The organism is Prosthecobacter sp. (assembly GCF_044227185.1).
GTDB lineage: Bacteria > Verrucomicrobiota > Verrucomicrobiia > Verrucomicrobiales > Verrucomicrobiaceae > Prosthecobacter.
This window is the reverse complement of the sequence record NZ_JBGAFO010000002.1, coordinates 19,893-45,348: the sequence shown is the minus strand read 5'-3', so window position 1 is coordinate 45,348 and position 25,456 is coordinate 19,893. Positions and strand designations below refer to the sequence as shown.

The 25,456-nt window shown below is 60.4% G+C and carries 26 protein-coding genes and 1 tRNA gene; 17 read left to right on the top strand and 10 right to left on the bottom strand.

Translation table 11 applies throughout. The features are described from left to right. Window positions 1-65: 65 nt before the first annotated feature. Complete coding sequence (locus tag ACILSQ_RS04700) at window positions 66-341, top strand: hypothetical protein (protein ID WP_395742428.1); 276 nt, start codon at window positions 66-68, stop codon at window positions 339-341. Here ACILSQ_RS04700 and ACILSQ_RS04695 read toward each other — a convergent pair. Then, window positions 307-1,014 (bottom strand): hypothetical protein, encoded by a 708-nt coding sequence (locus tag ACILSQ_RS04695; protein ID WP_395742427.1) that lies wholly within the window; start codon window positions 1,012-1,014, stop codon window positions 307-309. The genes ACILSQ_RS04700 and ACILSQ_RS04695 overlap by 35 nt on opposite strands. A 302-nt stretch (window positions 1,015-1,316) precedes the next feature. Here ACILSQ_RS04695 and ACILSQ_RS04690 point away from each other — a divergent pair, with 302 nt between their 5' ends. Continuing rightward, the gene (locus ACILSQ_RS04690) at window positions 1,317-1,904 is read left to right on the top strand and encodes a hypothetical protein (protein WP_395742426.1); all 588 of its coding nucleotides are present in this window, start codon (window positions 1,317-1,319) and stop codon (window positions 1,902-1,904) included. 117 nt (window positions 1,905-2,021) lie between these two features. Here ACILSQ_RS04690 and ACILSQ_RS04685 read toward each other — a convergent pair whose 3' ends face one another. Beyond that, the gene (locus tag ACILSQ_RS04685; RefSeq protein WP_395742425.1) at window positions 2,022-3,062 is read right to left on the bottom strand and encodes an SAM-dependent methyltransferase; all 1,041 of its coding nucleotides are present in this window, start codon (window positions 3,060-3,062) and stop codon (window positions 2,022-2,024) included. Window positions 3,063-3,125: 63 nt separating this feature from the next. Further along, window positions 3,126-3,560 carry a c-type cytochrome domain-containing protein gene (locus ACILSQ_RS04680; protein ID WP_395742424.1) on the bottom strand — a complete coding sequence of 145 codons (435 nt, stop codon included), beginning with the start codon at window positions 3,558-3,560 and terminating at the stop codon, window positions 3,126-3,128. 160 nt (window positions 3,561-3,720) lie between these two features. Between ACILSQ_RS04680 and ACILSQ_RS04675 the strand changes: the two genes are divergently transcribed. The 3 genes from ACILSQ_RS04675 (at window position 3,721) to ACILSQ_RS04665 (ending at window position 8,064) form a co-directional block, all read left to right on the top strand. Beyond that, window positions 3,721-6,339 carry a DNA translocase FtsK gene (locus ACILSQ_RS04675; protein WP_395742423.1) on the top strand — a complete coding sequence of 873 codons (2,619 nt, stop codon included), beginning with the start codon at window positions 3,721-3,723 and terminating at the stop codon, window positions 6,337-6,339. Between the two features lie 217 nt (window positions 6,340-6,556). Next, window positions 6,557-7,012: a hypothetical protein gene (locus ACILSQ_RS04670; protein ID WP_395742422.1), complete on the top strand. Its 456-nt coding sequence runs from the start codon at window positions 6,557-6,559 to the stop codon at window positions 7,010-7,012. A gap of 62 nt (window positions 7,013-7,074) precedes the next feature. After that, window positions 7,075-8,064: an AAA family ATPase gene (locus ACILSQ_RS04665; RefSeq protein WP_395742421.1), complete on the top strand. Its 990-nt coding sequence runs from the start codon at window positions 7,075-7,077 to the stop codon at window positions 8,062-8,064. A gap of 156 nt (window positions 8,065-8,220) precedes the next feature. Here the strand turns inward: ACILSQ_RS04665 and ACILSQ_RS04660 are convergent, their stop codons facing one another. From ACILSQ_RS04660 to ACILSQ_RS04650, 3 genes are all read right to left on the bottom strand, one after another. Then, entirely contained in the window at window positions 8,221-9,357 is a 1,137-nt protein-coding gene (locus ACILSQ_RS04660; RefSeq protein WP_395742420.1) for a transposase, read from the bottom strand. 241 nt (window positions 9,358-9,598) lie between these two features. Beyond that, window positions 9,599-10,288, bottom strand: a complete 690-nt coding sequence (locus ACILSQ_RS04655) for a hypothetical protein (RefSeq protein ID WP_395742419.1) — start codon at window positions 10,286-10,288, stop codon at window positions 9,599-9,601. A gap of 9 nt (window positions 10,289-10,297) precedes the next feature. Next, window positions 10,298-10,975, bottom strand: a complete 678-nt coding sequence (locus ACILSQ_RS04650) for a hypothetical protein (protein ID WP_395742418.1) — start codon at window positions 10,973-10,975, stop codon at window positions 10,298-10,300. Between the two features lie 96 nt (window positions 10,976-11,071). Between ACILSQ_RS04650 and ACILSQ_RS04645 the strand changes: the two genes are divergently transcribed. The 6 genes from ACILSQ_RS04645 to ACILSQ_RS04620 all read left to right on the top strand — a co-directional run bounded on the left by ACILSQ_RS04645 (window position 11,072) and on the right by ACILSQ_RS04620 (window position 17,231). Then, window positions 11,072-11,602 (top strand): hypothetical protein, encoded by a 531-nt coding sequence (locus ACILSQ_RS04645; protein ID WP_395742417.1) that lies wholly within the window; start codon window positions 11,072-11,074, stop codon window positions 11,600-11,602. Between the two features lie 24 nt (window positions 11,603-11,626). After that, window positions 11,627-12,538, top strand: coding sequence for a DUF58 domain-containing protein (locus tag ACILSQ_RS04640; protein WP_395742416.1), 912 nt, complete (start codon window positions 11,627-11,629; stop codon window positions 12,536-12,538). A 105-nt stretch (window positions 12,539-12,643) separates the two neighbouring features. Further along, on the top strand, window positions 12,644-12,988 hold the full coding sequence (locus ACILSQ_RS04635) for a DMT family protein (RefSeq protein WP_395742415.1): 345 nt from the start codon (window positions 12,644-12,646) through the stop codon (window positions 12,986-12,988). Window positions 12,989-13,232: 244 nt separating this feature from the next. Then, the gene (locus tag ACILSQ_RS04630; RefSeq protein ID WP_395742414.1) at window positions 13,233-14,045 is read left to right on the top strand and encodes a hypothetical protein; all 813 of its coding nucleotides are present in this window, start codon (window positions 13,233-13,235) and stop codon (window positions 14,043-14,045) included. Between the two features lie 261 nt (window positions 14,046-14,306). After that, complete coding sequence (gene xseA, locus ACILSQ_RS04625) at window positions 14,307-15,653, top strand: exodeoxyribonuclease VII large subunit (RefSeq protein ID WP_395742413.1); 1,347 nt, start codon at window positions 14,307-14,309, stop codon at window positions 15,651-15,653. Between the two features lie 144 nt (window positions 15,654-15,797). Further along, the gene (locus ACILSQ_RS04620; protein WP_395742412.1) at window positions 15,798-17,231 is read left to right on the top strand and encodes a DUF1501 domain-containing protein; all 1,434 of its coding nucleotides are present in this window, start codon (window positions 15,798-15,800) and stop codon (window positions 17,229-17,231) included. Window positions 17,232-17,276: 45 nt separating this feature from the next. Here ACILSQ_RS04620 and ACILSQ_RS04615 read toward each other — a convergent pair whose 3' ends face one another. Continuing rightward, a complete protein-coding gene (locus ACILSQ_RS04615; protein WP_395742411.1) occupies window positions 17,277-17,690 on the bottom strand; it encodes a type II toxin-antitoxin system VapC family toxin in 414 nt (137 codons plus the stop codon). Beyond that, entirely contained in the window at window positions 17,687-18,451 is a 765-nt protein-coding gene (locus ACILSQ_RS04610) for a DUF433 domain-containing protein (RefSeq protein WP_395742410.1), read from the bottom strand. Before ACILSQ_RS04610 ends, ACILSQ_RS04615 begins: the two co-directional genes overlap by 4 nt. 149 nt (window positions 18,452-18,600) lie before the next feature. On the opposite strand from ACILSQ_RS04610, the gene ACILSQ_RS04605 reads away from it, so the two are divergent. The 5 genes from ACILSQ_RS04605 to ACILSQ_RS04585 all read left to right on the top strand — a co-directional run bounded on the left by ACILSQ_RS04605 (window position 18,601) and on the right by ACILSQ_RS04585 (window position 23,155). Continuing rightward, on the top strand, window positions 18,601-20,127 hold the full coding sequence (locus ACILSQ_RS04605) for a DegQ family serine endoprotease (protein ID WP_395742409.1): 1,527 nt from the start codon (window positions 18,601-18,603) through the stop codon (window positions 20,125-20,127). Between the two features lie 167 nt (window positions 20,128-20,294). Then, on the top strand, window positions 20,295-20,969 hold the full coding sequence (locus ACILSQ_RS04600) for a response regulator transcription factor (RefSeq protein WP_395743015.1): 675 nt from the start codon (window positions 20,295-20,297) through the stop codon (window positions 20,967-20,969). Next, a complete protein-coding gene (locus tag ACILSQ_RS04595) occupies window positions 20,950-22,359 on the top strand; it encodes a sensor histidine kinase (protein ID WP_395742408.1) in 1,410 nt (469 codons plus the stop codon). Before ACILSQ_RS04600 ends, ACILSQ_RS04595 begins: the two co-directional genes overlap by 20 nt. A gap of 67 nt (window positions 22,360-22,426) precedes the next feature. Next, window positions 22,427-22,759: a type II toxin-antitoxin system RelE/ParE family toxin gene (locus tag ACILSQ_RS04590; RefSeq protein WP_395742407.1), complete on the top strand. Its 333-nt coding sequence runs from the start codon at window positions 22,427-22,429 to the stop codon at window positions 22,757-22,759. Window positions 22,760-22,798: 39 nt separating this feature from the next. Further along, window positions 22,799-23,155, top strand: coding sequence for a helix-turn-helix transcriptional regulator (locus ACILSQ_RS04585; protein WP_395742406.1), 357 nt, complete (start codon window positions 22,799-22,801; stop codon window positions 23,153-23,155). Between the two features lie 24 nt (window positions 23,156-23,179). On the opposite strand, the gene ACILSQ_RS04580 is transcribed toward ACILSQ_RS04585, so the two are convergent. Both ACILSQ_RS04580 and ACILSQ_RS04575 read right to left on the bottom strand, forming a co-directional pair. Beyond that, window positions 23,180-23,254, bottom strand: a tRNA-Val gene (locus tag ACILSQ_RS04580). 65 nt (window positions 23,255-23,319) lie between these two features. After that, window positions 23,320-24,147, bottom strand: coding sequence for a VC0807 family protein (locus ACILSQ_RS04575; protein ID WP_395742405.1), 828 nt, complete (start codon window positions 24,145-24,147; stop codon window positions 23,320-23,322). Between the two features lie 193 nt (window positions 24,148-24,340). Here ACILSQ_RS04575 and nadA point away from each other — a divergent pair, with 193 nt between their 5' ends. Next, window positions 24,341-25,282 carry a quinolinate synthase NadA gene (gene nadA / locus ACILSQ_RS04570; RefSeq protein WP_395742404.1) on the top strand — a complete coding sequence of 314 codons (942 nt, stop codon included), beginning with the start codon at window positions 24,341-24,343 and terminating at the stop codon, window positions 25,280-25,282. Window positions 25,283-25,456: the final 174 nt, after the last annotated feature.

Here is a 25,456-nt window from a genome sequence, read left to right as displayed (position 1 = left end):
AATTAAAATAGAAGTCATTTCGATAAAATCGAAAGCGTGCAGGAACTCAGTATTCATCGGCGCCTATGAAACCACCAAGTACATTTGAAGCTACGCTGGTCGAAGTTGCTTTTCCCAGCGGCTTCCACCTGAGTTCCAGATACGCGTTTTTAGAGACCTTGGATGAAGAAGCATTGATTGTGCAATATCGGAGTCTCTACGGTAAAAGATTTCATGATCTGCTGGTAACGAGAGTGGAAAAAAAACACGAATGGATGGAAGATGCCTACGAAATTAAAGTGTTTTTGAAGCAGTCGCCGGATGACATTAACGGATTTCTCGGGCTCCGGCATTGGGGTTAAATACGGTGCCTCTTTGCATTAGTTGAATCACACGGTCAGCGTTAGCAGCTGCCCGGCTCCTGACGCTTTCCTCAGATTGCTCTGGATCCAATAAGTCTACACGCCTACGTGTTGAAAGTAATGAACGAACTTCTCCTGCTTCCAAGGGTGTAGCACCTACACGTCTTACTGAAAAGCTCTCCAGCTCGCCTTTCTGACCGATAAATAACAGGAAATCGCCAGGCTCAGGCTGGCTAGATACATCAGATAAATCCGCCTCCTTTCGGAAAATTCGGCAGGTCAACGCGTAGCTGTCTGGCATGGCCACCTGATCCGTTTCTGTGGCGGATGCAGCTTTACAAAATTCAATTTTGGCCACCAGAATTGCTTGCCTTGTCCAGCCTAAGTCTCGGTTCAACAGGTCGAGGTCAAAGTCTTCCAAAAGATTGGTGAAGCCAGTGAATCGTTTCCAAACCACTTTAGGACTGACTTCTCTATCAAAAAAAGATCTTAAAACTTCAAGACGCGAAGCACACAAATCCTCAGCATTCCACTTTTCCTTTTCCAAGACACTTTGCGCCTCCTTTGCGCTGCTAACGACCGGTTTCAATACTATTGCAATCTCAGCGTCAGAACGGCATACACGTGACGCTTCACTACCGGTAGAATCATCATATTGAGTTTCCTCGTTCATTGCAAGGGCGGTCAGTTCAGCAAACTTTTGTGTCTCAAAAAGGATTTCCGTTCATTGTTAAACACAATAAGGGGTCATTCAAGCCTGCTTTAATCGTTCAAAATCAATAAATTAGCTTGTCAGAGTTGAATCTGAGGGGAAAAGGGCCGAGGTAGCAAAAAATACGCCGCATTTTTTAATTAAGTTGCGCTAAGTTAATTGATAATAAGGAGGAGTTAAATAATTATTTCCCAGATTTACATTTTTTTTTTTTTGAAATGCCGCATGCTGGTGACGGGAAAATTAAAACCCCCGGTAATCTCATGGCTCGCGTGCTTAATTTTTTTGAAAATCCATCCGTGGCGCTCCCTGAAAAGCTCATGACAGATGTCGCACGCCTAGATGGCGAAGAGCTCATAACTTTGCTCTGCCATGTCGCTACCAAAGCGATTCTGAAACTTCCAACCGGATGTATTATCAGTGTTGATCCGGTATTCATGTTTGCTCGGGAAATGCTTAGTTGGTCTGGAAGTGCGAGCCTGAATCATGCACGCCCTAACAGCAGAACCGCTCGAATTGCCGAGCTTATTCTTTCCCTCCCCAAGGATGTTACAGGACCAGAGCGGGCATTGGCCGCTGCTGTGCGGCTTTATCATGAAGGCGCCGACGAGGTTAACGCCCGAAGCATTAATGGAGCAAACGACGAGTGCAAAGGGGCATTCATCCCAAATATCACGACTGCTATTGCCTCAAATGTACGCGCCGGATTTCTTGAAGAAACCACACGTGATGGGCATTCAACCTTTAAAGTGACTGCCCAAGGCTTTGCTTCGTTCGAGGTATTGCATCGTAAACTGCATGACCGGGTTGGTAATATTAATGAGGGAAAGCAGGTGGGTAACGCGGCATAAACCAGGTTCGCCAAGACCCATTTGCAATGGTGCTGGGATGGCAGATGAATATCGAACAATCCAAATTTGTACCAAAGTATTCATCTCGCTCTGCGGTCGAGTTTTTCAAAACACTGCCTACCCCGCACAAACACAAATCTCCCGCCGGTTCCCCGCCAGCTGCGTGGCAAACACCGGCGCAGGCGCAAAGTCCCGAATCGTGTCGATGAACTCATGCGCGCGATCCTCCAGCGCGGGCGTGTTGAGCTTGATCGTCAGCACCAGCCGCCGCGCCTGCACCGCATCCTGAATGCGCTGGAGCGTGGGGATGATTTCAGGCGGCGCGAGATTGATGTCACACAGCAGCAGCGCGACATCCTGCGGCAGCGCCGTGAGATTTAGCCGTCCCGCCGCCGTGCGCCAGTGGTCAAACCGCACACCCTTGGACTTCGCGAGCTCCAGCACCCGCGCGTCCATGTCTCCCGTATCCACGCCGAGCACGTTCATGCCGCGCTGAATCAGCGCATACGTGGCTCCCCCGGGAGCGCAGCCCAGGTCCAGCGCCGTTTCGCCGCGCAGGTCCAGCTTGTCCCACCCGCGCCACGCCAGCGCCTGTTCCAGCTTGAGCCAGGCACGGGAGGGCACGTCTTCAGGCAGGGAAATGCGTGGCACTCCACCTGGATGCGGATGCATGCCAGCCTGGTGCTCATGGCAGCCGAGAAAGATCGGCTCTTCGTCCGTTTCACCCGCGATGACGTCGAGGATGAGATCGCCATAGGCCACGGGCTGGTTTGTTTCGAGCTGAACACCCGCTTGCTCGAGTGCCGCAGCGATTTCCGCAGTGAGTGTGTCCATGCGCTGCCAGGTGGCGGCGTCCACCCCATCCTCATCGGTGAGGCGCGGGAAGACATGCAGCCGCAGCGGCTTGCCGCCCAGCTTGCGGGCGTGCTCCACCACATCGTCCAGCGTCTTGCACAGGCCCAAAGAAGTGCCGCTCACGCGGGCAAAAGTGCTCAGGCTCTTCGGCGGGTGGAAATCCGCGCGGCGGATCTTCCACGTGATGAACTGCGGCTTCATGAACGCAGGCGTCAGCTCGCCGGCAAAGTGGCTGGCGATGTCACGCTTCAGCGTGGCTTCAGATCCGGCGCGGCAGGTGGTGAAACGAAAGGGCGGGTTCATGGGCGGAAAAAGAAAGGCGGAGCCTAGGCTCCGCCCTCCGTGGTGAGATGTTGTACCGAGAAATTATTCGACGCCTTTCCAGCTTCCAAAGCTGGCGCCTTCGGTGATCCATTTCTTGATCAGGTCGATGTTGGCGGCGGAAATGCGGTCGCCTTTGCCTTCAGGGGGCATGGCCATGTCGTCGGAGTCCGGCAGCGCCATGGTCTTGACCAGCCAGCTCGCGTCCGGCTTGCCGGCCACCACGTTTTCGTTCGGGTATTCCTTGCCGCCCTTCATGATCACTGCGGCGCCATCCAGACGCAGGCCGCCCTTGGGTTTCTTCATCTTGCCGTTTTCTTCGTGCTCCTTCTCATGACACTTGAAGCAGCTTTCCTTCAGAATGGGGAGGATCTGCTTTTCAAAGTCCACCTTGCCCGCGTCCTGGGCGCTGGTGGTCGGGGTGGTGGAGAGGCCGAGGGCGAGCACGGCGGCGAGAGCGAGGGTGGGTGTGGTTTTCATGAGTGTGGTGTGACGTTGCAGCGAGCAAAGATGTTCGCGGGATTTTTTGCGGTCAAGCAGCATCCCGAAGGGGATCGAAGCTGATTCATAAAAGTGAGGCAAGGTAAATATTTCGGTAGCCTTAAATAATTTCATCTGTCAGAATTACCAGATTGCTGCCATGAGTCGTGCCGCCGCTCCCGCCCGCCCCCCTCGCGCCCGCTCCACGGACGAGAAAGAGAGCCCGTGGAATGACGTCTTTGGCATCTTTTTGCTGATGGTGGCGGCCATGCTGCTGCTGGCGCTCGTGTCGTATGATCCGCGGGACATGCCCTCGTGGTCCTTCCTGGCGCTGTCGGAGTCGTCAGGGGAGCAGGCGCACAATTTTGTGGGGCGCGTGGGCGCTCTGGCGGCGGGGCACATGCTCTGGCTCATGGGCTACGCAGCCTATCTGCTCCCCTTCAGCATGACCTGGTTTGGCGTGTGCAAGCTGCACTCCAAAATCAAGATCACGCGCGCGGCCTGGCTGGGCGTGGCGGTCATGATCATCAGCGGCGCGGCGCTGCTGCAGGTGCAGAATCTGCTCAGCGAGCGCGATCACTTTACCCCGCTCGGCGGTGCCGGCGGCCTCGGCTATGTCATCGGCGGCACGCTGCTGAAAAACCTGCTGGGGAAGGCGGGGGCCACTCTGGTGTTGGGCACCGTGTACATGGCGGGACTTTTCCTGGTGACCGGCCAGCATCCGCTCACCGTGATCCATAACATCCGCATGGAGCTCACGCGCTGGAAGATGGAGCGCGAGGCGCAGCGCCTGGCCGAGGAAAAGCTGGCCGAGGAGGCCGCGAACACCATTCCCGGTACTCTCACCCCGGTGCCCACCGAACTGCGGCGGAAAAAGAAGGACAAAGGCGCAGGTGCGGGCACCGAACTGCGTGGCGACACCCCGGCCGCGCCTGCGACGAACCTGGAGCTCCCGCTGCAGTTTGACCCGCCTGCGCCCAAAATCATCGACTCCTCCGTCTCCCGCCCTCACGAGGACAACAGCGACAAGCCGAAGCTGGCCGAGGTGTGGGAGAAGAAGCGTGCGCAGAAGATCGAGCAGGCCCCGCATGGCTCGCTGGGAAATCTCACCAAGCTTTTCAAAGACTACAAGCTGCCCTCCATGGAGCTGCTAAAATGGCCGGAGGACACCGGCCGCGCCCCCACCAATAAAAACGAACTCCTGGCCATCCAGGCCACCATCGTCAAAGCGCTCGCCAGTTTCGGTATCACGGTGGAGCCCGGGGACATCACCCGTGGCCCCGCCATCACCCGTTACGAGGTTCGTCCCGTGGACGGCCTGCGCGTCAGCCGCATCGCCAATCTGGACGCCGACATCGCCCGTGCCACCCGTGCGGAGCGCATCAATATCCTCGCCCCCATTCCTGGCAAGGACACCGTCGGCATCGAGCTCGCCAATTCGGAAAAAACCATCGTGCCGCTGCGCGAACTCCTGGAAGACGATGTCTTCGTCAATGGCAAGTCCAAGCTCCCCGTCGCCCTCGGCAAGGATGTGTATGGCAAGACCATCATTGGCGACCTCGCCGTCATGCCGCACCTCCTGGTGGCCGGCGCCACCGGCAGCGGCAAGAGCGTCTGCATCAACAGCATCGTCACCAGCCTGATCTGCCGCTTTGCGCCGGATGAGCTGCGCTTCATCATGATCGACCCCAAGGTCGTGGAAATGCAGAGCTATGAGGAGCTGCCGCACCTGGCGCTGCCTGTGGTGACAGATCCGAAGAAGGCGCTGCTGGCCCTCCGCTGGGTGGTGAAGGAGATGGAAAACCGCTATCAGATCTTCGCGCAGGAAGGCTGCCGCAATTTCGAAGCCTTCAACAACCGCAACCGCAAGCGCAAGGCCGAGGCAGACGCCGCCCGTGCCGCGAAGCAGGCAGCCGCCCCGCAGACGAAGGCCGGTGTGGATGATGCCGCGGTCTCCGCCGCCTTTGCCAAGGAAGCCGCCGAAGAAGCCGCTGCACCGAAGACCGCGGAGATTGACACCGTGGATGGCGAAAACAGCGACCTGCGCGACGCCAGCGGCACCTGGCTGGGAGACTCCCAGGCTCCGCCGCCACGCCGTCAGGAGGTCGTCATTCCCGACACCATGCCCTACATCGTCGTCATCGTGGACGAGCTCGCGGACTTGATGCAGACCGCCCCGGCGGACATTGAAGTCGCCATCGCCCGCATCACCCAGATGGCGCGTGCGGCCGGCATTCATCTCATCGTCGCCACTCAGACGCCGCGTGCGGACGTCATCACCGGCGTCATCAAGGCGAACATCCCCACCCGCATCGCCTTCCAGGTCTCCTCCGCGCTCGACAGCCGCGTCATTCTTGACCGCAAAGGCGCCGAAAACCTCGTGGGGAAAGGGGACATGCTCTACGTCCCGCCCGGCGGCGCCCAGCCCGTCCGCAGCCAGGGCGCGCTCGTCACCGATGACGAAATTCACGCGCTCGTGGAGCACTGCGTTGCCCAGGGCAAGCCTGTCTTTGACGTCAAAGTCGATGACGAAAGCGGTGAGTTCGGCGGCGAAGACGACATGGGCGAAGATGGCGTCAGCTCCGAGGAGCTGGAGTGCCTGGAGAAATGCCTCGAAGTCATTCGCCAGGAGAAAAAAGCCAGCACCAGCCTCCTCCAGCGCCGCCTCCGCCTCGGCTATGGCAAGGCCGCCCGCATGATCGACATCCTCGAAGACCGCGGCATCATCGGCCCGGGAGAAGGCGCGAAGCCACGTGAGATCCTCGTCCAGATGGACTGAGTCCGGACAAAGTACTCGCGAGCTTCAGCTCGCTCTGGAACGTTCGCGGACCCTGAACGAGCCAGATTTTTCCCACTGCTTTTCGCCTGCGGTGTCGTCCGGAGAGATTCCCGTCTGACTGGATACCCGTCCTGCTCTGCGGGAGGCAGACGAGAGAGAATTCCCTTCGTCTCTTTGTAATCGACAACGGGCGGCCAGCCTTGGATGCTCGTGGCATATGAAACTCAGCAGTTTGTTTTTTGGCGACTTTGCCGATTTGTTTCAAGACGACCGCATCGACAAGGCCACGTATGAGGCGGAGAGCGCCCTGCTCAGCGCCAGATCCACCTCGGTGCGTCATGCGCAAATCCTGAAGGACGCGAATGAAAAAATCCTCCAGTTGGAGCGGGACAATGCGTTGCTGGGGCTCGTTTTACTGGGCCTGCTGCGTAGATCACCATCAGCCGAAGTGGAGGCGCTCGCGGGCGAAGTCAGGTCGCTGATGGCAGACAATGAAAAAGCCCCGCCTCGCTCCCTCAAGTTTCTACGAGACGCCCTGGGCCTGCCGCCCGTCTCAGAGCAGCCGGGCGGCATCTACAAAAAGCCCGTGGCCGCCACGCCGCTGCGCACGCCGGGGCCGCTGCAAACGCCACCACAGCCCAAGGGCCCCAGGCCGCCCGGAGCCAGAAAGTGAAATCACCGCGAAGCTGACAACGCGCCTTGCGCATTCGGGGCCGCTGGCGAGAGTCCGCCACCATGCCCGCCCCAGCCGATTTCCGCACCCTGTTCACGAACCTCAAGGCCGAGATGCAAAAAGCCATCGTCGGCTACGATGAACTGCTCAGCGACGTGCTCGTGGCGATTTTCTCCGGCGGCCATGTGCTGCTGGAAGGTGTCCCGGGTCTCGGCAAAACCTACCTTGTCCGCACGCTTTCTCAGGTCGTCGGTCTGGAGCCCGGCCGTGTCCAGTGCACGCCTGACCTCATGCCGGCGGACATTCTGGGCACCCACATCGTCGGTGAAGATGAAAAAGGCCACCGCACCCTCCGCTATGAAAAGGGCCCGGTGTTTAAGAACCTGCTGCTGGTTGACGAAATCAACCGCGCCACGCCCAAGACCCAGGCCGCCCTGCTGGAAGTCATGCAGGAGCGCTCAGTGACCACCGGCGGCGAGCGCCACGCCGTCCCGGAGCCGTTTCTCGTGCTCGCCACGCAAAACCCCATGGAAATGGAGGGCACCTACCCGCTGCCAGAGGCGCAGCTCGACCGCTTCATGTTCAAGATCAAGGTCCCGTTCCCGGATCTCGACGCCCTCGTGGAAATCTCCCGCCGCACCACCGGCTTCACCGAGCCAAAACTGGCCACGATGACCGACGGACCAAAGCTCATGGACTGGCAGCAGCAGCTCTCAAAAATTCCCGTGGCCGATCCCGTGGCCCACTACGCCTCCCGCCTCGTGCTCAGCAGCCACCCCGAGCAGCCGGACGCCCTCCCCGAAGTGAAGCGCTACGTCTCCTACGGCGCCAGTCCGCGTGGCCTGCAGGCCCTCATTCGCGGAGCCCGCGTCTGGGCCGCCATCCAGGGATCCACCGCCGTCTCCACCGACGACGTCCGCGCCATCGCCCACGTGGCGCTGCGTCACCGCATCATCCTGAATTTCGAAGGCGAGGCCGGCCAGGTGAAGGTGGACGACCTCATCACCAAACTGCTCGACCAGGTAAAAACGCCCGCGCAGCAGGCGGCGTGAAGAAATGAAAATGACGTGAATGAATGGCACTCGGTTAAGCCGACACTTCGTTCATTCCACAGCCCGCCTCTCAGCGCTAAAGGTGGAGCCTGTCGCAGCCCAGCGCATGCCGAGCCTCAGCGAGGACGCCCTGGTTGCTGCTCATTCCCATTCTCTTCATCCCACAGGCCGGAGGCGCAACTGACGCAGGGTGTAGAAGTCTGAGTCAGTCTGCGGAATGCGTCTGGCGCCGTGTTTGCGCCTTGGACCGAAGTCATCGCGGTGGGTTTGAAAGACCTCTTCGACAAAGGCTTTGCTGCCGAGCACCAGGCCGTCAGTGAAATAACGAACACGCAGGCGGACGAGCTCTGCAGGGCTGAGTTTGCCCTTCGCGGCGAGCACGGCGCGGGCGGCCTCTGCGGTGATGCCGCGTCTCATCACGTTTTCATTTTGCGCGTCTTTGATCTCCCGCCCTTCATCCTGCAGCAGGCAGCGGTAGGCTTCTGCTGCGTCTGCGGAGCGCCAGCTGTCCACGGGTTTGCCGAGCGCTTTGCAAAGGCCGCGCTGGGCTCTCCGGCTGCCGCTCAGCGCCTCGGCGTAGCCGCTCCAGCGGTAATCCTTCGGGTCTTTGACCAGGCCGGCACGCACCGGGTTGAGATCGATGTACGCCGCCATGGTGCGCAGCGGCTCGCCTTTGCCTTCGACCAGCACGCTTTTGAATCGGTCCATCCAGAGGGTACCACGACGCTCGTGGCGTTTGTTGTACCAGCGGCTGAAGCGCTCTTTGATTTCTTTGACGAACAGCGAGAGGTCGCAGAAACGTTTTTTGATGGCCTCGATGCGCTGGCCCGCCAGGGCCTGCAAGCCGCGGGCGCGGAGATCGGAAAGTTCATCGCTCAGCAGCCCGAGGTAGGCGCGGCTGTAGAGGATTTGGAGGTGCTCAAACAGCTTTGCTTCCCCCTGCGGACCCTCAAAACGCTGCAGCCAGGTCTGGCGGTGCGGCACCTCCGCCAGCAGGTGGAAGTGATTCCGCATGAGGCAGTAAGTCACCACCTTGATGCCGGAGAACTCCGCCATGCGCCAGATCACGCGCCGCAGCGCCTCTTTTTCGACCTCATCAAAATGCACCTCACCGCCGCAGGTGCGTGACATGACGTGATAGCAGTAGGATTCCAAGGGGCCTTTGCCAAGGATGCGGTGCCTGCCCCCAGACCAGGACCGCGCGCCGGGATAGAGCCCTGTTTTGGCATTCACGCCCACGAGCTGCTCTTCGAGCGGGAGAGCCTGGAGATGAGAGGATTGGAGGGGTATCATGGACAAGAGAGTGGAGCGAAACGAGGCGAAAGCAATAATTAAATGCCTGGCATTATATGTGGCGGCCATTAGACCATTGCCGGGGACGGCGGACGCCTCGTTCTGGGTTTTTGACTTCAGCTTGCCGCCCCGATAGGTGGTTCTTCCGAGCGGGGGATATCAGTTTGTGGGGCTCCGCCTATCGAGTGGAGAGCGCGGTCTTCGATCTCATGATGCACTGGGGGCCGAAGGAACGGGCTGTTTAATTTTGGACTCGTTGGCATTGGCGGCGGAAGGCTCGTCTTCGACGCCAGCGCCAGAGGAGGTTTCTCAATTCGTTGCCCAGCATGAAAAGCCACATGAGCAGGCCGCAGCCGATCTGGCACAGACTGAAGTAAAGGCTGGGTGCCGCACCGTCATCGACGATGATGAAGTCGGGAGCCAGGTTGAGGCGAAGGGCGGCCAGCCGGGCATGCATCAAGAAATCGAAGAAGAGGCCGTAGCGGGTAAGACCCGTGATGTCCTGCCGCATGAAGAGCTGGTCTGCCTGCCTTGAGGCAGCAACGATCTTTTTCTGCACCGGGCCGGGGGAGCGGCTGAGATTTTGCAGGGCCTCGACCACGGCGGGATCGCTGGTGGAGAGGAGGATGTGAATCGGCGCGTCCAGCGATTCACCAGCCGGGCGCACGGGAATGTAGATTTCGGAGATTTTCCCGACCCGTGCCTTGTAGGCGGCCTCAAGCAGACTCATCTGCCCTTCCTGAAGCGTCATCCATTCAGCGTCCGGCTTTTTGGCAATGTATTTTGCAACCGTGATCTTCAGCGGGTCCGGATTCCTCAGCGCCACATACACGCCCTGGCAGCCCAGCCAGAGCAGGCCCATGGCGGCCAGGTGCCCGAGCAAACTCAGACTGCTGAAGCCTGGGGCGTGATGCCGAAATCGGAAGCTCATGCGGTCCGCTTACGCACGCGGCGGCAAATTCGGCGCTGGCGGCGGGGGGGAGGCAGGAGTGCTCTTCGCCGCGCTGCGCAGCATGAAAAAGCCGACGAGCACGCCGCCGCCGAGCATGAAGAGGCTGCCAGTCAGGCTGGGAGCGGCGCCGTCATTCAAAATCACGAACTCTGGAGCCAGCTTCATGTCCAGGGCGGCCAGTTTATCCCGCGTTTTGGAGTCGGAGTCGATGCCGAAGCGGATGAGGCCTGAGATGTCCCTTTGCACAAAGATCTTGTCCTTGTGCCGTGCCGCAGCCTCGAGGGCGTCCTTCATGTTGCCGCTGGAGCGGTTCAAATCCTCCAGCGCGGCCACGATGTCTTTGTCCTTGGTGGAAAGAAGGATGTGCACCTGGGAACCCTCCGTCTGCCCTTTGGGCCGGACTGGGATAAAGATCTCGGAGATATTTCCCGACCGCCCTTTGTGGGCGGCTTCCAGGAGGTTGAGCTGAGCCTCCTTCAGCGTCACCCATTCCGCATTGGGCTTTTTGGCAATGTAGTCGGCGACGGTGATCTCCAGCGGCTGGCGGTTTTTCAGCGCAGTGTAGATGCCTTGACAGCCGCCCCAAAGAAGGCCGATGGCGATGAGGTAGCCCAGGCAGCCAAGACTGATGAAGCCGCGGGGGTGTTTCTGAAGACGGATTTTCATGCGTCCGCCTGCATACCAAAAAAATCTTAGCCGCCGCAAGACAGATTCTTGCCAGATCTGAAAATACCTGCTTCAAACAACCTGCCCATTTTTCCCATGAACACCGCCACCACCGCCGACACCTGGTCCGAAGACGAAGTTTCCGCCTACCTGAACAGCCCCCTGCTGGACAACGGGCGGCCAATGTCAGGAACCGAAGGCATGACCATCCAGCAGGTGGAGGACGACGTGCTGCGCGGCGGGCGCTTCAGGATCTTCCGCTGGAATTTCTCCCTCGTCGTCATGAGCTTTCAGCGCAGCTCGGGCATTCACTACATCCGGGCGGGGCATGGCCCTGGCGCGCATGCGCTGCCATGGACTCTGCTTTCGATGATGGTGGGCTGGTGGGGGATCCCCTGGGGCATTGTCTTCACCATCCAGACCATCTATACCAACTGCATGGGCGGCAAGGACGTGACCCCGGAGCTTCTGTCGGCGGTGGTGGGACCGCAGCGCGCTTCAGGCATCATGGCGCAGGCCCAAAAGCCCCGCGCGGATGTTTTGCTGTGGGTCCTGCGTATTTTTATCCTTTTGATTCCGTTGAGCATCTTTGCGTTAATTGCGAGCGCTGAGCACTCGTCTCGCTAAAATTGCCGGATCCGACACATTCAAATGCCCGAAACCCTCGAACGCGAAGACCTCTTTGACGCCTCCTTTCTGGACCGTCTGCGCGTGCTGGCGCTGCGGCTGCGCAAGCGGCGGCAGCTCATGCGCCGGGGCTCGCAATCGACCCCGGCGACGGGCTTCACGCGGGAGTTCAAAGACTACCGGCACTACACCCCGCGTGAGGATTATCGTGCGATCGACTGGCGTTTGTACGCGCGGCTGGACAAGCTGTTTGTGCGCCTCTACGAAGAGACGCAGGAGCTGAACCTCCACATCCTCCTGGACACCAGCACTTCGATGGCGCAGCCCTTTCCAGAGAAGCGCCGCCAGGCGCTGCGCTTTGCCGTGGCTCTGGCCTACCTCGCCCTGAGCGCACAGCAGCGCGTGAGCCTCTACTCCATGAGTGCCGGCGTGCATCAGGAGCTCCCGCCTCTGCGCGGGCAGGGAAACATTGAGAAGGTGATCCAGGCGGTGATGAAGCTGAAGTTTGAAGGGCTCACGGACATGAAGCGCTGCTTTGAGGAGTTCCGCCCCAGCAAGCAGCGCTACGGCATCATCTTCATCATCAGCGACTTTTTTGGCCGCGAGATCGGCAGTGCCACGGAGGCGGTGGCGCGGGTTTCGGCCTGGCCGGGGGAGAACCACTTTCTGCAAATCGTGCATCCCTCCGAGCGGCTGCCTGAGATCGAAGGTGAACTGGAGCTGACGGAAGTGGAAACCGGCGAGCGTCGCCGCTTCTGGCTGACCAGGCGCGATGTGCAGCGCTACGTGGAGACGTTTGACGCCTTTGTCACGGACCTCTCCCGAGAATGTGCCAGCCACAGCGTGGACTTCATGCAGGTGACGAGTGATGAAGCCTTCGAAGAGCGCTTCCTCGATCTCCTGGTGCGTGGCTCCGCGCTGGCGGGCGGCGTGTGATTTCTCTGGCGGGGAAAGGGATACAGGAAAGCCCCACGGGAAGGTCAGGCGGGAGGCCCCGCCGGCCACACTTGGCATCTGCCACTCCTATGCTCTTATGGGAGGATGAACTGGCCTGTAATCAAAGCTGTGGGACTCCTGATGGGATCGAATATTTTCATGACCTTCGCGTGGTATGCGCATCTGAAGGACTTGAAATCGAAGCCCTGGTTCATCGCTGCCTTCATTAGCTGGGGGATCGCGTTCTTTGAATACATGCTGCAGGTGCCAGCCAACCGCATCGGCAGCACGGCGCTGACGCTGCCCCAGCTCAAGATCATCCAGGAAGTCGTCACGCTGACGATCTTTGTGCCCTTTGTGGTTTTTTACATGAAGGAGTCCTTGAAGTGGGACTACCTTTGGGCGGCGCTGTGCATGTGCGGAGCGGTGTACTTCATTTTCCGCAAATGAGCCGGTTTACGGAGAGCTTTTTGGGGGAATGGCTGGGGTACCTGGGCTCCTGGACGGTGAGACTGCTCAGTTTTGGGCGCTGGAAGCCCGACGCAGAGTCCTGGGAGGCCGTTGGAATCGGTTTTGTAGTGCTGGTGGCTGCGGTGGTGTGTGGAAAGTTATAATAATTGTACACATTATTATTCACATGTTCACATTTAAATTGTGAAGATGTTTAAGATTGGTTAAATAATTCACTGTTCCTATGTCCACCGCAAATCAGCGCAGACATTTCCATGAGGCCCGCAACCGCCCCGCCGGGATCAACAACCGGCAGGACGTGAAACGGGACCGTTTTTTGCTGCTGATGAAGCGCTGGATCGGCGGTGCGGTGCTGGCGCCGGCCTGCCTGGTGACGGCGATCACACTGATCATGATGCTGTGGCGGGCGGTGGTGCGCATGGATTTCCTGAAGTCTGAGGAGTTCATCTTTTTCAGCTTCGGCGGCATTGTGTGGGGGGCGGCCTACCTGTCCGGTGTGCGGCCAGTGACGGCGTATGTGTTTGGGCATGAATTCAGCCACCTTGTCACCGCGCGGCTGTTTGGCGGGCGCATCTTTGACTGGAAGGTCAGCGCCGAGGGCGGGTATGTGGAGACGGACAAGTCGAACACCTGGATCACGCTGGCGCCATATCTGATCCCGTTTTACACCCTGATCATCATGCTGGTGTTTGGCATCGTGGGACTGGCGCTGGACATGCAGCAGTCGCACTCGGTGCATCTGTGGAGCTGGACGTTGCACCTGAAGCCCCTGCGCCTGCTGTATGCGCTGGTGGGGCTCACATGGTTCTTTCATGCCACTTACACGGTGAAAACAGTGATCGCCGAGCAGGGGGATCTGAAGCGCAACGGGGAGTTTTTCTCCATGATGCTGATCTTTCTCATCAATGCCTTCCTGCTGATCGCGCTGTTTCTGGCGTCCTCACCTTCGCCGGGGCTGGGCTTCATGGAAGTGGCGCGCTGCTGGTGGTCGGTGGCCTCGGGGATGATCAGCTGGCTGTGGCATCTGGTGTTTTGAAAATGACGAAACCAGAATGAGGAATGACGAAACAGGGCTGAAGCCCGAATGAAGGAGTTGCGGTTATGAGATCATGGACAGTCTCAAACCGGAATGGAGAGCCCAGAGTTTGTTTCGCGCCGGTTGAGGGGGGGCGTTTTCATCCCCGGATATCGAAAAGCTGCCTTCCTTTGAGTTCCACATTCATTCGTCATTCCGCATTCTGGTTTCGTCATTCCTCCCACTGGACTCCGGCTCCTTTTCGTTCCATGAACTTTCCTCATGCCCGAAGACCCCGAAGTCCTCTCCGTGACCCAGCTCACGCGCGAAATCCGCGACGTGCTGGAGGGGCACATCGGCAGCGTGTGGGTGGAGGGGGAGATCAGCAATCACCGCCTGCAGTCCTCCGGGCATCAGTACTTCACGCTGAAGGACGCCGGGGCGCAGCTGAGCTGCGTCATGTTTCGCGGCGCGGCGGCGCGCAGCAGCGCACGCATTCAGGATGGCGCGCTGATGCAGGTGCACGGGGAGATCAGCGTGTATGAGCCGCGCGGACAGTACCAGATGGTGGTGCGCCAGGTGCAGGCGAAGGGCAGGGGATCGCTGCAGGAGCGTTTTGAAGCGCTGAAGCGCAGGCTGCATGCGGAGGGCTTGTTTGATGCGGAAGTGAAGCGCGCCATTCCGCGGTTTCCGCGGGTCGTTGCACTGGTCACTTCGCCCACTGGCGCGGCGATTCAAGACATGCTGAACATCCTGACACGGCGTGCGCCGTGGGTGCGGGTGCTTGTTTTTCCTGTTCGCGTGCAGGGGCAGGGGGCGGAGCTGGAGATCGTGCGGGCGCTGCGGGTGCTGGGAGATGCGGAGAGCTTTGGCCTGCCGGTGCCGGATACCATCGTGGTAGGCCGTGGCGGCGGCAGCCTGGAGGATCTGTGGTGCTTCAATGAGGAGGCGCTGGCGCGGGCCATCGCGGCCTGCGGCATTCCGATCATCTCCGCCGTCGGGCATGAGATTGATTTCACCATCGCGGACTTTGTGGCGGACCTGCGCGCTCCCACGCCCAGTGCGGCGGCCGAGCTTCTCGCCCCGGACGTCACCGAACTGCAGCGCCATTTCGACAGCATCGCCCGCACGCTGAAGGCCCGCGTGGGCACTTTGCTGGATCACCATCAGCACGTCATCGAGCTCACCGCCAAAGGCCCGCTGCTGCACGCCCCCGGCCGCCTCCTTCAGCAGGCGGAGCAGAACCTCGACGATCACGAGTCCCGCCTGCGCGACACCCTGCGCGAGCGCCTGCAATCCTGGGCGGATGACCTCACGCAGAAGCAGCAGGTCCTCTCCGCCCACCATCCCCGTGTGCAGCTCACGGAGGCGGTGCACCGCGCGGAGACGGGAGAGCGCAGGCTGAAGCAGGGCCTGCTGCATCGGCTGGACCGCCTCGCGGATCGGTTGCAGTCCCGCGGCGAACTGCTCAAGCACATCGGCCTGGACGCCGTGCTCGCCCGCGGCTTTTCCTTCACCACCAATGCAGACGGCAAAGTCCTCAAAGACGCCTCCGAGGTGAAGGCGGGGGATGAGGTGGTCACAAGGCTGGCGCAGGGGACGCTAAAGAGTGTGGTGAAAGGGCCGTAGCTCGTTCGATCTTCCTCCTCCTCTTACTCCTACTCCTCCTCCCTGGCTTTTTCCGGAATTCCGGGAGGAAGAGGAGGAGTAAGAGGAAGAGGAGGATTGGCGAGCCGCCGGGAAGATTCGGCCCCATTGCTGCGTAGGTAAGGCATGCTCTCACGCCGCTCCATTTTGAACCGCTCCGCCTACGGCATCGGCGGCATCGCTTTGGCTTCATTGCTCAAGGAGCAGAACCTGCTGGCCAGCCCGGAGCAGATCGGACCGAAGCATTTCGACCTCAAGCCCAAGGTGCCCCATGGCTTTGGCCAGGCCAAGGCCATGATCTCCATGTTCATGCAGGGCGGGCCCAGCCATATGGACCTGTTTGACCCCAAGCCCGAGCTCACCAAGTACGACGGCAAGGACTTCCCCGGCGAAGTGAAGTACGACGACGCCGCCGGCGCCAGCCGCGAGTGCATGGGCAGCCCGTGGAAATTCAAAAAGTACGGCCAGAGCGGCATGGATGTGAGCGAGCTGCTGCCGCACTTCTCCAACATCGTCGATGACGTCACGCTCATCCGCTCCATGCACACGGGCGTGAACAATCACGGCCAGTCCATCTACGCTTTGCTCAATGGCCAGGTCACCGGCGGCCGCCCCACGCTGGGGAGCTGGCTCACCTACGGCCTCGGCTCCGAAAATCAGGACCTGCCCGCCTACGTCGCTCTCACGGACCCGCGCGGCCTGCCCGTGCTCGGCGTGGACAACTGGAGCAACGGCTGGCTGCCTTCGCTGTATCAGGGCACCGTCATTCGTCCCAAAGAGCCGCGCATTCCGAACCTCGACGCGCCGCTGAGCCTCAAGGGCGATGCGCAGTCGCGTTACCTCAATTTCGTCCAGCGCCTGAACAAGGAGCATCTGGAGGCCCGCCCCGGCGAGGCGGACCTGGAGGCGCGCATTCAGAGCTTCGAGCTCGCCGCGCGCATGCAGACGGCGGCCAAGGAGGCGCTGGACATCGACCAGGAAAGCGCCGCCACCAAGAAGCTCTACGGTCTGGACAATCCCGCCGCTGCGGAGTTCGGCACGCGCTGCCTCATCGCGCGCCGTCTTGTCGAGCGCGGGGTGCGCTGCATCTCGCTCTTCACTGGCAACCAGACGTGGGACAATCATCAAAACATCCGCACCGCTCTGCCTGCGGCCTGCCAGTATGTGGATCAGGGGGCCGCTGCGCTCGTCATCGATCTGAAGCAGCGCGGCCTGCTGGACACCACCATCGTCCACTGGGGCGGTGAGATGGGCCGCCTGCCCGTCATTCAAAACCGCTCCGGCTCCAAGGACCGCAGCACCGTGGGCCGCGACCACAACACCTACGGCTTCAGCATGTGGGTGGCCGGCGGCGGCTTCAAAGCCGGGCACATCCACGGCGAGACAGACGACTTTGGCCACAAGGCCGTGAAGGACGTGGTCAATCACTTCGACTACCACGCCACCCTGCTGCACCTCTTCGGCCTCGATGCCAAGCACCTCAGCTACCGCCGCAACGGCACCGAGCAGGTGCTCGTGGAAAATCCCCAGGCGCGCGTGGTGAGCGAGATTTTGGCGTGAGACGAATTCCCGCCTGCATTTGGTTTGAAAATCCGATGCGGCGACTCACGCCGGCGCTTGTGAGAGAAAGACACCCGGCAAAATGGCAGTAACCGGCGCTGATGAATAGTCGTTGATGTTGCGGGTGACGATGAAATCGACTCCCGCTTGCACCGCCGCAGCGCATTGCAATCCATCCTCGAAGTCCGTCATTGGTAGCGCGAGCGCATGCTTTGCGGCAGATGTCCCTGCGGGCACCACTTCGATGAACGTCAGCAGGTCATGAATGAACTGTCGTGCCTGCAAGGCTCTGCCGCCTTTCTGCAGCAAATAAAAAACATTGGCGATGGTATGCCAGGCGATGAAGCCATTGCCGGGATGGCGTTCACACCAGTCCAAAACTTGCTGACTGTCCGCGGCATGCGGCATGCGACCGGTGCCCACATCCAGCAGGACATCGCAGTCGACCAGAATCTTCACACGCTGCTCCTTTCATACCTTCTCAAGAGATAGGAAAGCCGCTCGTCTTCAGGATCAGCTTCCGGCAGCGCAAACTTCCCCAGCCAGCGTGTGCTAAAGGTGGCTGCTTTGGCGGATTTCATTTCGCGTTCCGCCGCATAGACAAGGCTGGCACGGATGTCCTCTTTTTGCAGGCCTGGATGGAGGCGGAGAATTTCTTTTTCTGATTCGCCCGCCGCCAGCCATTGCAGCACTTCGGCCACGGTGATCTCGCTCTGCCGGATCCTGGCCGGAGGTGGATCCATGACGATGATGCTGCCAATGTCGATTTCATCCTCCCCTTCACGCACCTTGCACTCGGTGTTTTTTTCAGAGCCGGATTCATACGTGGTGGAGACCAGAAACGGAGTCCAGTCATAGCTGACCGCGCGCGCCGCCTCCTGCAGCCACCAGCTTCTCCAGGATGAAATGTCACCCACGTGCCCGTGTGATTCAGCAAATCCTTTGCCCGGCAGGTGGCTGCTCCTGCTTACGATCAATGCGGTGATCTTCGGCAGTTCTTCGTGACGCAGCGTCCAATCGTTGAGGGCCGTCAGTCCCAGTTTTTGCAGACGTCTCCCCGCGAAGTAATGAGGCGAAGGCCGCCCCAGCCGTGCGAGCAGGAAAGAGTAAGTGGGAAAGGTTTGCGGATCTCCGGCCCGAATGCCACCCCGCCGCATCTCCTCGACAAGAACGTGCAGCAATGGCTGGGCCTTTGGATCTGGCGGCTCAATCAGGGACATGGAGGGAAACTATCGATTCTTCTCGGGGAAACAACCAAACCTTACACGCATGTAATGCTCCAGTAACACAAAAGCCGCTCCCCCTGTGGTTTGATTGCGGCGGAAACCAATCCACCCCAAACAATCCAATGAATCCAACAGATACTCCTATGAAAACTTCATCTCACAACCAGTCGATCTGGAAACGGACGGCGGTTCTTGGTTCCGTATGCGTGCTGAGCGCTTCGCTGGTGGCCTTTACGGCTGCCAAAGAGGCGGCAGGCACGAAAGCGGAGCCCCTGCACATCCAGGTCAGTGATGCGCCGCTCTCCACCGCAGCCAAAGGCTTCCCCAGCTTCTCGCCCATCGTGAAAGCCGTGGCGCCCAGCGTGGTGAAAATCTCGGTCTCCAGCGAGGCAAAGGTCAGCCAGATGGAAATGCCCGGCGGCATGGACCTGCGCCGCTTCTTCGGCCCCGGCTTCCAGATGCCTGACGAATTCCAGCAGCAGCAGCGCGGCCAGCACCAGCGCCATGCGCCCCGCGAACAAGGCGTGGGCTCCGGCATCATCGTGACGAAAGACGGCTACATCCTCACCAACAACCACGTGGTGGACAATGCCAGCACGATCAAAGTCAGCCTCACGGATGGACGCGAGTTCAACGGCAAGGTGGTCGGCCGCGATCCCAAGACGGACGTGGCCGTCGTGAAGGTCGAAGCCAAAGACCTCCCCGCCATGGCTTTTGCTGACAGCGACAAGATCGAAGTAGGAGACATGGTGCTCGCCATCGGTCATCCGTTTGGCATCGGCCAGACGGTGACCAGTGGCATCGTCAGTGCCAAAGGCCGCGCCACGATGGGCCTCGACTATGAGGACTTCATCCAGACGGACGCCGCCATCAATCCGGGCAACTCCGGTGGTGCGCTGGTGGACGTGGAAGGCCGCCTGATCGGCATGAACACGGCCATCCTGAGCCGCAGCGGTGGCAACCAGGGGGTCGGCTTTGCAGTGCCTACCAACCTGGCCCGCTGGGTGATGGAAAGCATCGTCAATACCGGCCGTGTGGAGCGTGGTTTCCTGGGCGTGAACATCCAGGACCTGACACCGCAGCTCGCGCAGCAGTTCAAGATGGACCAGTCCAAAGGTGCGCTGGTGTCCGGCGTCTCGCCTGACAGCCCTGCTGACAAAGCGGGTGTGAAGAGCGGCGACGTGATCACGGAATTCAACGGCAAGCCGGTCAGCGACAGCCGTCATCTGAAGCTGCAGGTGGGCTCCACCGCCCCCGGTGCCGCAGTGCCCATGAATGTGCTGCGCGATGGCAAGACCATGACCCTCAGCGTGACCGTGAAGGAACTGCCCGGCGACAAGGTGGCCAGCGCCACCCCGGCCGCGGACAAGGCGGACGACGCTCTGCATGGAGTCGGTGTGTCTGATCTGGACAAGGCCACCCGCGACCAGCTCAAGGTGCCCTCCAACATCAAAGGTGCCCTGGTTTCCTCCGTGGAGGAAGACTCGGTGGCCTACGATGCCGGGCTCCGCGAAGGCGATGTGATCCTGGAGATCAACCGCCAGCCCGTCAAAGATGCTGAGCAGGCCACCGCCCTGTGCGCCAAGCCTGAGAGCAAGGTCTCGCTGGTGAAGATCTGGAGCCATGGCGGCACCCGCTTCATCGTGATCGACGAAAGCAAGGCCGGCTAATGTTTGTTGGTTCGTTCGATGACCCGCCCCTGCGCGAAATGCGGGGGGCGGGTTTTTCTTGGAAAACGGTGAATGAAGAAGAGGAAGAGGGGAAGGAGGGGCAGTCGAAGAGCCCCGGCAGTGGACAATCAACCTCAGCGCAGCTACCCATGAGCACCCAGCCAGCCATGCGCATTTTAGTGATTGAAGACGACAGCAAGATCGCCTCGTTCATCGTGAACGGGCTGAAGCAGAACAGCTTTGGCGTGGACACGGCCGCGGACGGCGAGCAGGGCCTGGACCTGGCCTGCACGGTGACTTACGACTGCATCGTGCTGGATCTCATGCTCCCAAAGCTGGACGGCCTCTCGCTGCTGCGGCAGCTCCGCAGAGAGAAGGTGCACACACCAGTGGTGATCCTGAGCGCGAAGGCCACGGTGGACGACCGCGTGAAGGGACTGCAGGCCGGTGGCGATGACTACCTCACCAAACCCTTCGCCTTCTCCGAGCTCCTGGCGCGCGTGCAGGCCCTCATCCGCCGCGCCACGCACGTGGTGGAGCCCACCACCCTCACGGCATCCGGCGTGGTGCTGGACCTGCTGGCACGTGAGGTGAAGCGCGAGGGGCGCACCATCGAGCTGCAAAGCCGCGAGTTTGCGCTGCTGGAGCTGCTGATGCGCACGCCGGGCCGCGTGGTGACCAAGACGATGATCCTGGAGCATGTGTGGGATTACAGCTTCGATCCCCAGACCAATGTGGTGGATGTGCTGGTGCACCGCCTGCGCGCCAAGATGGACAAGGACTTTGATGTGAAGCTCATTCAAACCATCCGCGGAGTCGGCTATGTCTTTAAACCTGTTTAAGCCGTGGCGGCGCAGCTTCGCGGTGCGGCTCACGCTGGGCTATGCGTCCATCTTCACGCTGAGCGCCCTCGTGCTCTTCGGCCTGCTCTATGTGCTGCTCGCCTCCGCGCTGGAGCGCAAGGACCGCGAGGTCATCGAGGCACGGCTGAAGGAATGCGCCGCCGTGTATGCCAGCGGGGGGCTGCCGGCGCTGCGCAATCTGGTGCAGCTCAACAGCACGGACGAAAGCAAATCCAAGTCCTTCTTTGTCCGCGTCACGGGAAATCTGGGCAGCGTGCTGTTTGTGAATGTGCCCAATGACTGGCTGCCGGTGGATGCAAAAACGCTGCAGACGCAGGCGGATGCCTCCCGGCTGGACTGGCTGCGCATTCCGAAGGACGAAGAGCGGGACCTCACCGTGGCCACCGCGCGCCTGAGGGACGGCTCCATCCTTCAGGTGGGCCGCAGCACGAACAGCCGCGAGACCGTGCTGCAGCCTTTCCGCCGGAATTTCCTGCTGGTGATGACGCCCACGCTGCTGCTCGCCGTGCTGGGCGGCGCCTACTTCGCGCACCGCGCCACCACCCCGGTGCGGGACGTGGTGGCCACCGCGCGCACGATCTCTGACACCGGCGACTTTTCCGCCCGCGTGGCCGCGCAGATGAACCGCACCGAGCTGGAGGAGCTGGCCACGGAGTTCAACCGCCTGCTCGACAAGAACCAGGCGCTCATCCAGGGCATGCGCCATGCGCTGGACAATGTGGCGCACGATCTCCGCACGCCGCTGACGCGCCTGCGCGGCACCGCGGAGGCCGCCGTGCAGACCACGCCCGATCCCGTGGCGCGCGAGGCGCTGGCAGACTGCGTGGAGGAGTCCGAGCGCGTGCTCACCATGCTGAAGGCGCTGATGGACATCAGCGAAGCCGAGGCAGGCATGATGAAGCTGCACCGCGAGCTGTCATCCATCCCGGCGCTGCTCCAGCACGTGGTGGAATTGTACGATCTCATCAGCGAGGAAAAGCACATCACCATCAGCACCGATTTTGCGAAGGAGTGCATGGCCTCGGTGGATCCCACCCGCCTGAGCCAGGCCTTTGCCAACCTGCTGGACAACGCCCTCAAATACACGCCGGAGAACGGCAAGGTGCACCTGACCTGCCAGGCCGCGGACAACACTGTCACCGTGACCATTCGCGACAACGGCATGGGCATCCCCGCCACCGACCAGCCGCACATCTGGGAGCGCCTGTATCGCGGCGACAAAAGCCGCACCCAGCGCGGCCTGGGCCTGGGGCTCAGCCTCGTCAAAGCCATCGTCGAAGCCCACGGCGGAACCGTGGCCGTGACGAGCGAGGTGGGGAAGGGCTCGGAGTTCACCGTCACCGTCCCGCAGATCCCGCTGGCGGGGTGAAGGGGCTGAGCTAGACAGGCATTGACAGGTGTTCGCAAATTTGCTAATACTCTCAAGGAGCAAATTTGTGCCACAAACCAAAGTCGTTTTTTATCAGGAGACGGATGGAACGGTGCCTGTGCTGGAATGGCTGGAAGGAATTCCGGCCAAGGCGCAGTTGAAATGCCTTTCCAAACTTGAGCGCCTTAAGCAGGAGGGACATGAATTGCGCCGACCCGAAGCCGATTTGCTGAGAGACAAGATCTATGAACTGAGATCGAGCCTGCAGGGCGTCCACTATCGCCTTCTCTATTTCTTCCACGGGAAGGTGGCCGCGGTCGTGTCACACGGGATCGTGAAGGAGGACCGCGTGCCGCCGGTGGGAAATAGCGCGGGCCATCGAACGGCGAAAGAATTTTGAAGCCAACCCCAACGCACACACATTTAAGGAGATTTGAAGATGACTAAAAAAAAGATCAAACCCACCAGCGATGCCGTTGAAATTCTGCATCGCAGGCTCGTGGCCGGGAAGCCGGATAAAATGGCCGAGCTGGAGCAGATTCGCGCCGACGAGGCCGTTGCACGGAAGATTCACGACCTGCGTGTTCAGGCAGGTCTTTCTCAGCGGGCTTTGGCGAAGCTGGTGGGAACGACAGCCTCTGTCATCTGCCGCCTGGAAGATGCTGATTACGAGGGGCATTCACTGGCGATGCTCAACCGCATTGCCGCAGCGCTTCATCGCCGCGTGGAAATTCGTTTTGTTCCGCTGCGGAATGCCAAGTCCTCCGATGGGCGAGCCTCACGTTCTGCGGCGTGAGTGAAATCCATCTTCAGTCGAAGATGGTGCGCGATACAGGGTTCGAACCTGTGACCCCTACCATGTCAAGGTAATGCTCTACCACTGAGCTAATCGCGCGAGTCCGGGGGCGGAGTCTATAAACGGCACCTGCCGGTTGGGCAAACGGTTTTTCGGGCAGGATGTCAGCCGTTGTTCACCTGCTTGCGCACCGTGGTGCCCTGGTTCAGGAGGTCGTCGCGCTCCAGGCCGGTGATGCGGGAGATGGAGCGCAGCACCCAGAACATCAAGGCCAGCAGGACGGCCATGAGCGGGATCATGAGGATCAGGGAGCCGCTCCAGTTCAGCCGGCCGATCGCCTTCGTGTACTCTTCGCTGCCGGGTGTTTTGTCTCCCAGCAGGTAGAGGGCGAGGGCGAAATTCATGGCCGAGGAAAAGATCATCGTGCCCGCCATGCCCCAGGAGGCCTTTTTGAGAAGAATGGCAAAGTTGTGGTGCTTCTCCGGGGTGTCGAGCGCCTGGTGCAAAGCCGGATGATTGATCATTTGAGGATTGAGCAGCAGATCATTCACGAGCGGCCTGCCCCAGCGGTGGCTCAGTGGGAAGGCGATGCCGAGGAACAGGGGGAACATGGCCTCCTTGGCGGCAAACCACGTGGCGTTGAGCTTCCACAGGCCCAGCACGCCGGTGACGATCACGGCCGTCAGCCCCAGGATGGAGAAGAAGTTCATGCCGCGCTTGTTCACAAAACACCAGATGCCAAAGCCCAGCGGCAGCAGCAGCGCCACGATCAGCGCCCAGAGCGGGCCCAGCCGCTCCGGCGCGCTGAGTTTCTCGAGAGCGAGGGAAGGGAGGATGACGGTGAGCGCGAGGTCGAGGAGCGGGTGGGGCTGTTTTTTGGTCACGGTGGAATTGTGGAATGATGAATGAGGAATGTCGAACGACGAATGACGAATGACGAATGACGAATGACGAATGACGAATGACGAATACGGGGAGGGGGTTATTCTCATTTGAGGCCTTCGGGGCTATTGGCAATTTTCAGTTCTCAGTTTTCAGTGCTGCGGTCCCGCTGCGGCGAGGGGGGCGTTTCTTGATCGAGAACGAGAACGAGAACGAGAACGAGAACGAGAACGAGGATTCCACGGCCCCGACTCCATCCTTGCTTCCGCGCCGCTTCGTTTTACGCTCCGCACCCTCATTTCCATGGTCGCCACCGCCGCCCCCAGCCTTACCGAAGAAATCCTTCGCCTCAAAAAAGAACGCAATGCCGTGATCCTGGCGCACAACTACCAGGACAAGGCCATTCAGGAGATCGCTGACTTTGTGGGAGACTCCCTCGGCCTCGCCTACAAGGCGAAGGAGACCGAGGCGGACGTCATCGTTTTCTGCGGCGTGCATTTCATGGCGGAGACGGCGAAGATCGTGAACCCGGGGAAGATCGTGGTGCTGCCGGATGCCAATGCCGGCTGCTCCCTGGAGCAGAGCTGCCCCGGCCCGCAGCTTGAGGCCTTCCTCAAAGCGAACGCCGCCAAGAATTATTACGTCATCGCCTACATCAACTGCAGCGGCCACGTCAAAGCCCTCAGCGACTGCATCTGCACCAGCGGCAATGCCGACAAAATCGTCGAGGCCGCGCCAAAGGACCGCCCCATCCTCTTCGTCCCAGACCAAAACCTCGGCTCCTGGGTCATGGAGCGCACGGGCCGCAAGATGGACCTGTGGAAAGGCGCCTGCTACGTGCATGTGGAGTTCACGCGCGACAGCATCCAGCAGATCAAGGACGAGCACCCTGACGCGAAGGTGGTGGCGCACCCCGAGTGCACCTACGCCGTCCGCATCCTGGCGGATGAAGTGTGCAGCACGGAGAAGATGGTCGGCTACTGCCGCAGCAGCCCCGCCAGCACCTTCATCATCGTGACGGAGAGCGGCATGCTGCACCGGCTGGAGCGCGAAGTGCCGGGGAAGACATTCATTCCCGGTCCCACCGGCCACTGCGCCTGCGCCGACTGCCGCTACATGAAGCTGAACACGCTGCAAAAGCTGCACGACTGCCTGCGCGACCTCACCCCCCGCGTGGAGATGGACGAAGACCTCCGCAAGCGCGCCGAAAAGCCCATCCTCCGCATGCTGGAGCTGAGCCGTTAAAAGCAGCACGGCTGCCCGCCAGAAGTACGATGGGCACTCATGCCCGTCGATCAGCGCGCTCTTCACGCGCGGCAGTTCCCGCATGACCTGCCGGCTGCGAGACGCTTGGAATGATGCGGAGTCTTTGCGTGCTGAGAAAGCGCTGATCGACAGACAAGAGTGTCCGTCGTACTT

Coding starts and splice junctions, on each gene's coding strand:
- ACILSQ_RS04700 (WP_395742428.1), top strand. CDS start 66: ATGAAACCACCAAGTACATTTGAAGCTACGCTGGTCGAAGTTGCTTTT.
- ACILSQ_RS04695 (WP_395742427.1), bottom strand. CDS start 1,014: ATGAACGAGGAAACTCAATATGATGATTCTACCGGTAGTGAAGCGTCA.
- ACILSQ_RS04690 (WP_395742426.1), top strand. CDS start 1,317: ATGGCTCGCGTGCTTAATTTTTTTGAAAATCCATCCGTGGCGCTCCCT.
- ACILSQ_RS04685 (WP_395742425.1), bottom strand. CDS start 3,062: ATGAACCCGCCCTTTCGTTTCACCACCTGCCGCGCCGGATCTGAAGCC.
- ACILSQ_RS04680 (WP_395742424.1), bottom strand. CDS start 3,560: ATGAAAACCACACCCACCCTCGCTCTCGCCGCCGTGCTCGCCCTCGGC.
- ACILSQ_RS04675 (WP_395742423.1), top strand. CDS start 3,721: ATGAGTCGTGCCGCCGCTCCCGCCCGCCCCCCTCGCGCCCGCTCCACG.
- ACILSQ_RS04670 (WP_395742422.1), top strand. CDS start 6,557: ATGAAACTCAGCAGTTTGTTTTTTGGCGACTTTGCCGATTTGTTTCAA.
- ACILSQ_RS04665 (WP_395742421.1), top strand. CDS start 7,075: ATGCCCGCCCCAGCCGATTTCCGCACCCTGTTCACGAACCTCAAGGCC.
- ACILSQ_RS04660 (WP_395742420.1), bottom strand. CDS start 9,357: ATGATACCCCTCCAATCCTCTCATCTCCAGGCTCTCCCGCTCGAAGAG.
- ACILSQ_RS04655 (WP_395742419.1), bottom strand. CDS start 10,288: ATGAGCTTCCGATTTCGGCATCACGCCCCAGGCTTCAGCAGTCTGAGT.
- ACILSQ_RS04650 (WP_395742418.1), bottom strand. CDS start 10,975: ATGAAAATCCGTCTTCAGAAACACCCCCGCGGCTTCATCAGTCTTGGC.
- ACILSQ_RS04645 (WP_395742417.1), top strand. CDS start 11,072: ATGAACACCGCCACCACCGCCGACACCTGGTCCGAAGACGAAGTTTCC.
- ACILSQ_RS04640 (WP_395742416.1), top strand. CDS start 11,627: ATGCCCGAAACCCTCGAACGCGAAGACCTCTTTGACGCCTCCTTTCTG.
- ACILSQ_RS04635 (WP_395742415.1), top strand. CDS start 12,644: ATGAACTGGCCTGTAATCAAAGCTGTGGGACTCCTGATGGGATCGAAT.
- ACILSQ_RS04630 (WP_395742414.1), top strand. CDS start 13,233: ATGTCCACCGCAAATCAGCGCAGACATTTCCATGAGGCCCGCAACCGC.
- xseA (WP_395742413.1), top strand. CDS start 14,307: ATGCCCGAAGACCCCGAAGTCCTCTCCGTGACCCAGCTCACGCGCGAA.
- ACILSQ_RS04620 (WP_395742412.1), top strand. CDS start 15,798: ATGCTCTCACGCCGCTCCATTTTGAACCGCTCCGCCTACGGCATCGGC.
- ACILSQ_RS04610 (WP_395742410.1), bottom strand. CDS start 18,451: ATGTCCCTGATTGAGCCGCCAGATCCAAAGGCCCAGCCATTGCTGCAC.
- ACILSQ_RS04605 (WP_395742409.1), top strand. CDS start 18,601: ATGAAAACTTCATCTCACAACCAGTCGATCTGGAAACGGACGGCGGTT.
- ACILSQ_RS04600 (WP_395743015.1), top strand. CDS start 20,295: ATGCGCATTTTAGTGATTGAAGACGACAGCAAGATCGCCTCGTTCATC.
- ACILSQ_RS04595 (WP_395742408.1), top strand. CDS start 20,950: ATGTCTTTAAACCTGTTTAAGCCGTGGCGGCGCAGCTTCGCGGTGCGG.
- ACILSQ_RS04585 (WP_395742406.1), top strand. CDS start 22,799: ATGACTAAAAAAAAGATCAAACCCACCAGCGATGCCGTTGAAATTCTG.
- ACILSQ_RS04575 (WP_395742405.1), bottom strand. CDS start 24,147: ATGAGAATAACCCCCTCCCCGTATTCGTCATTCGTCATTCGTCATTCG.
- nadA (WP_395742404.1), top strand. CDS start 24,341: ATGGTCGCCACCGCCGCCCCCAGCCTTACCGAAGAAATCCTTCGCCTC.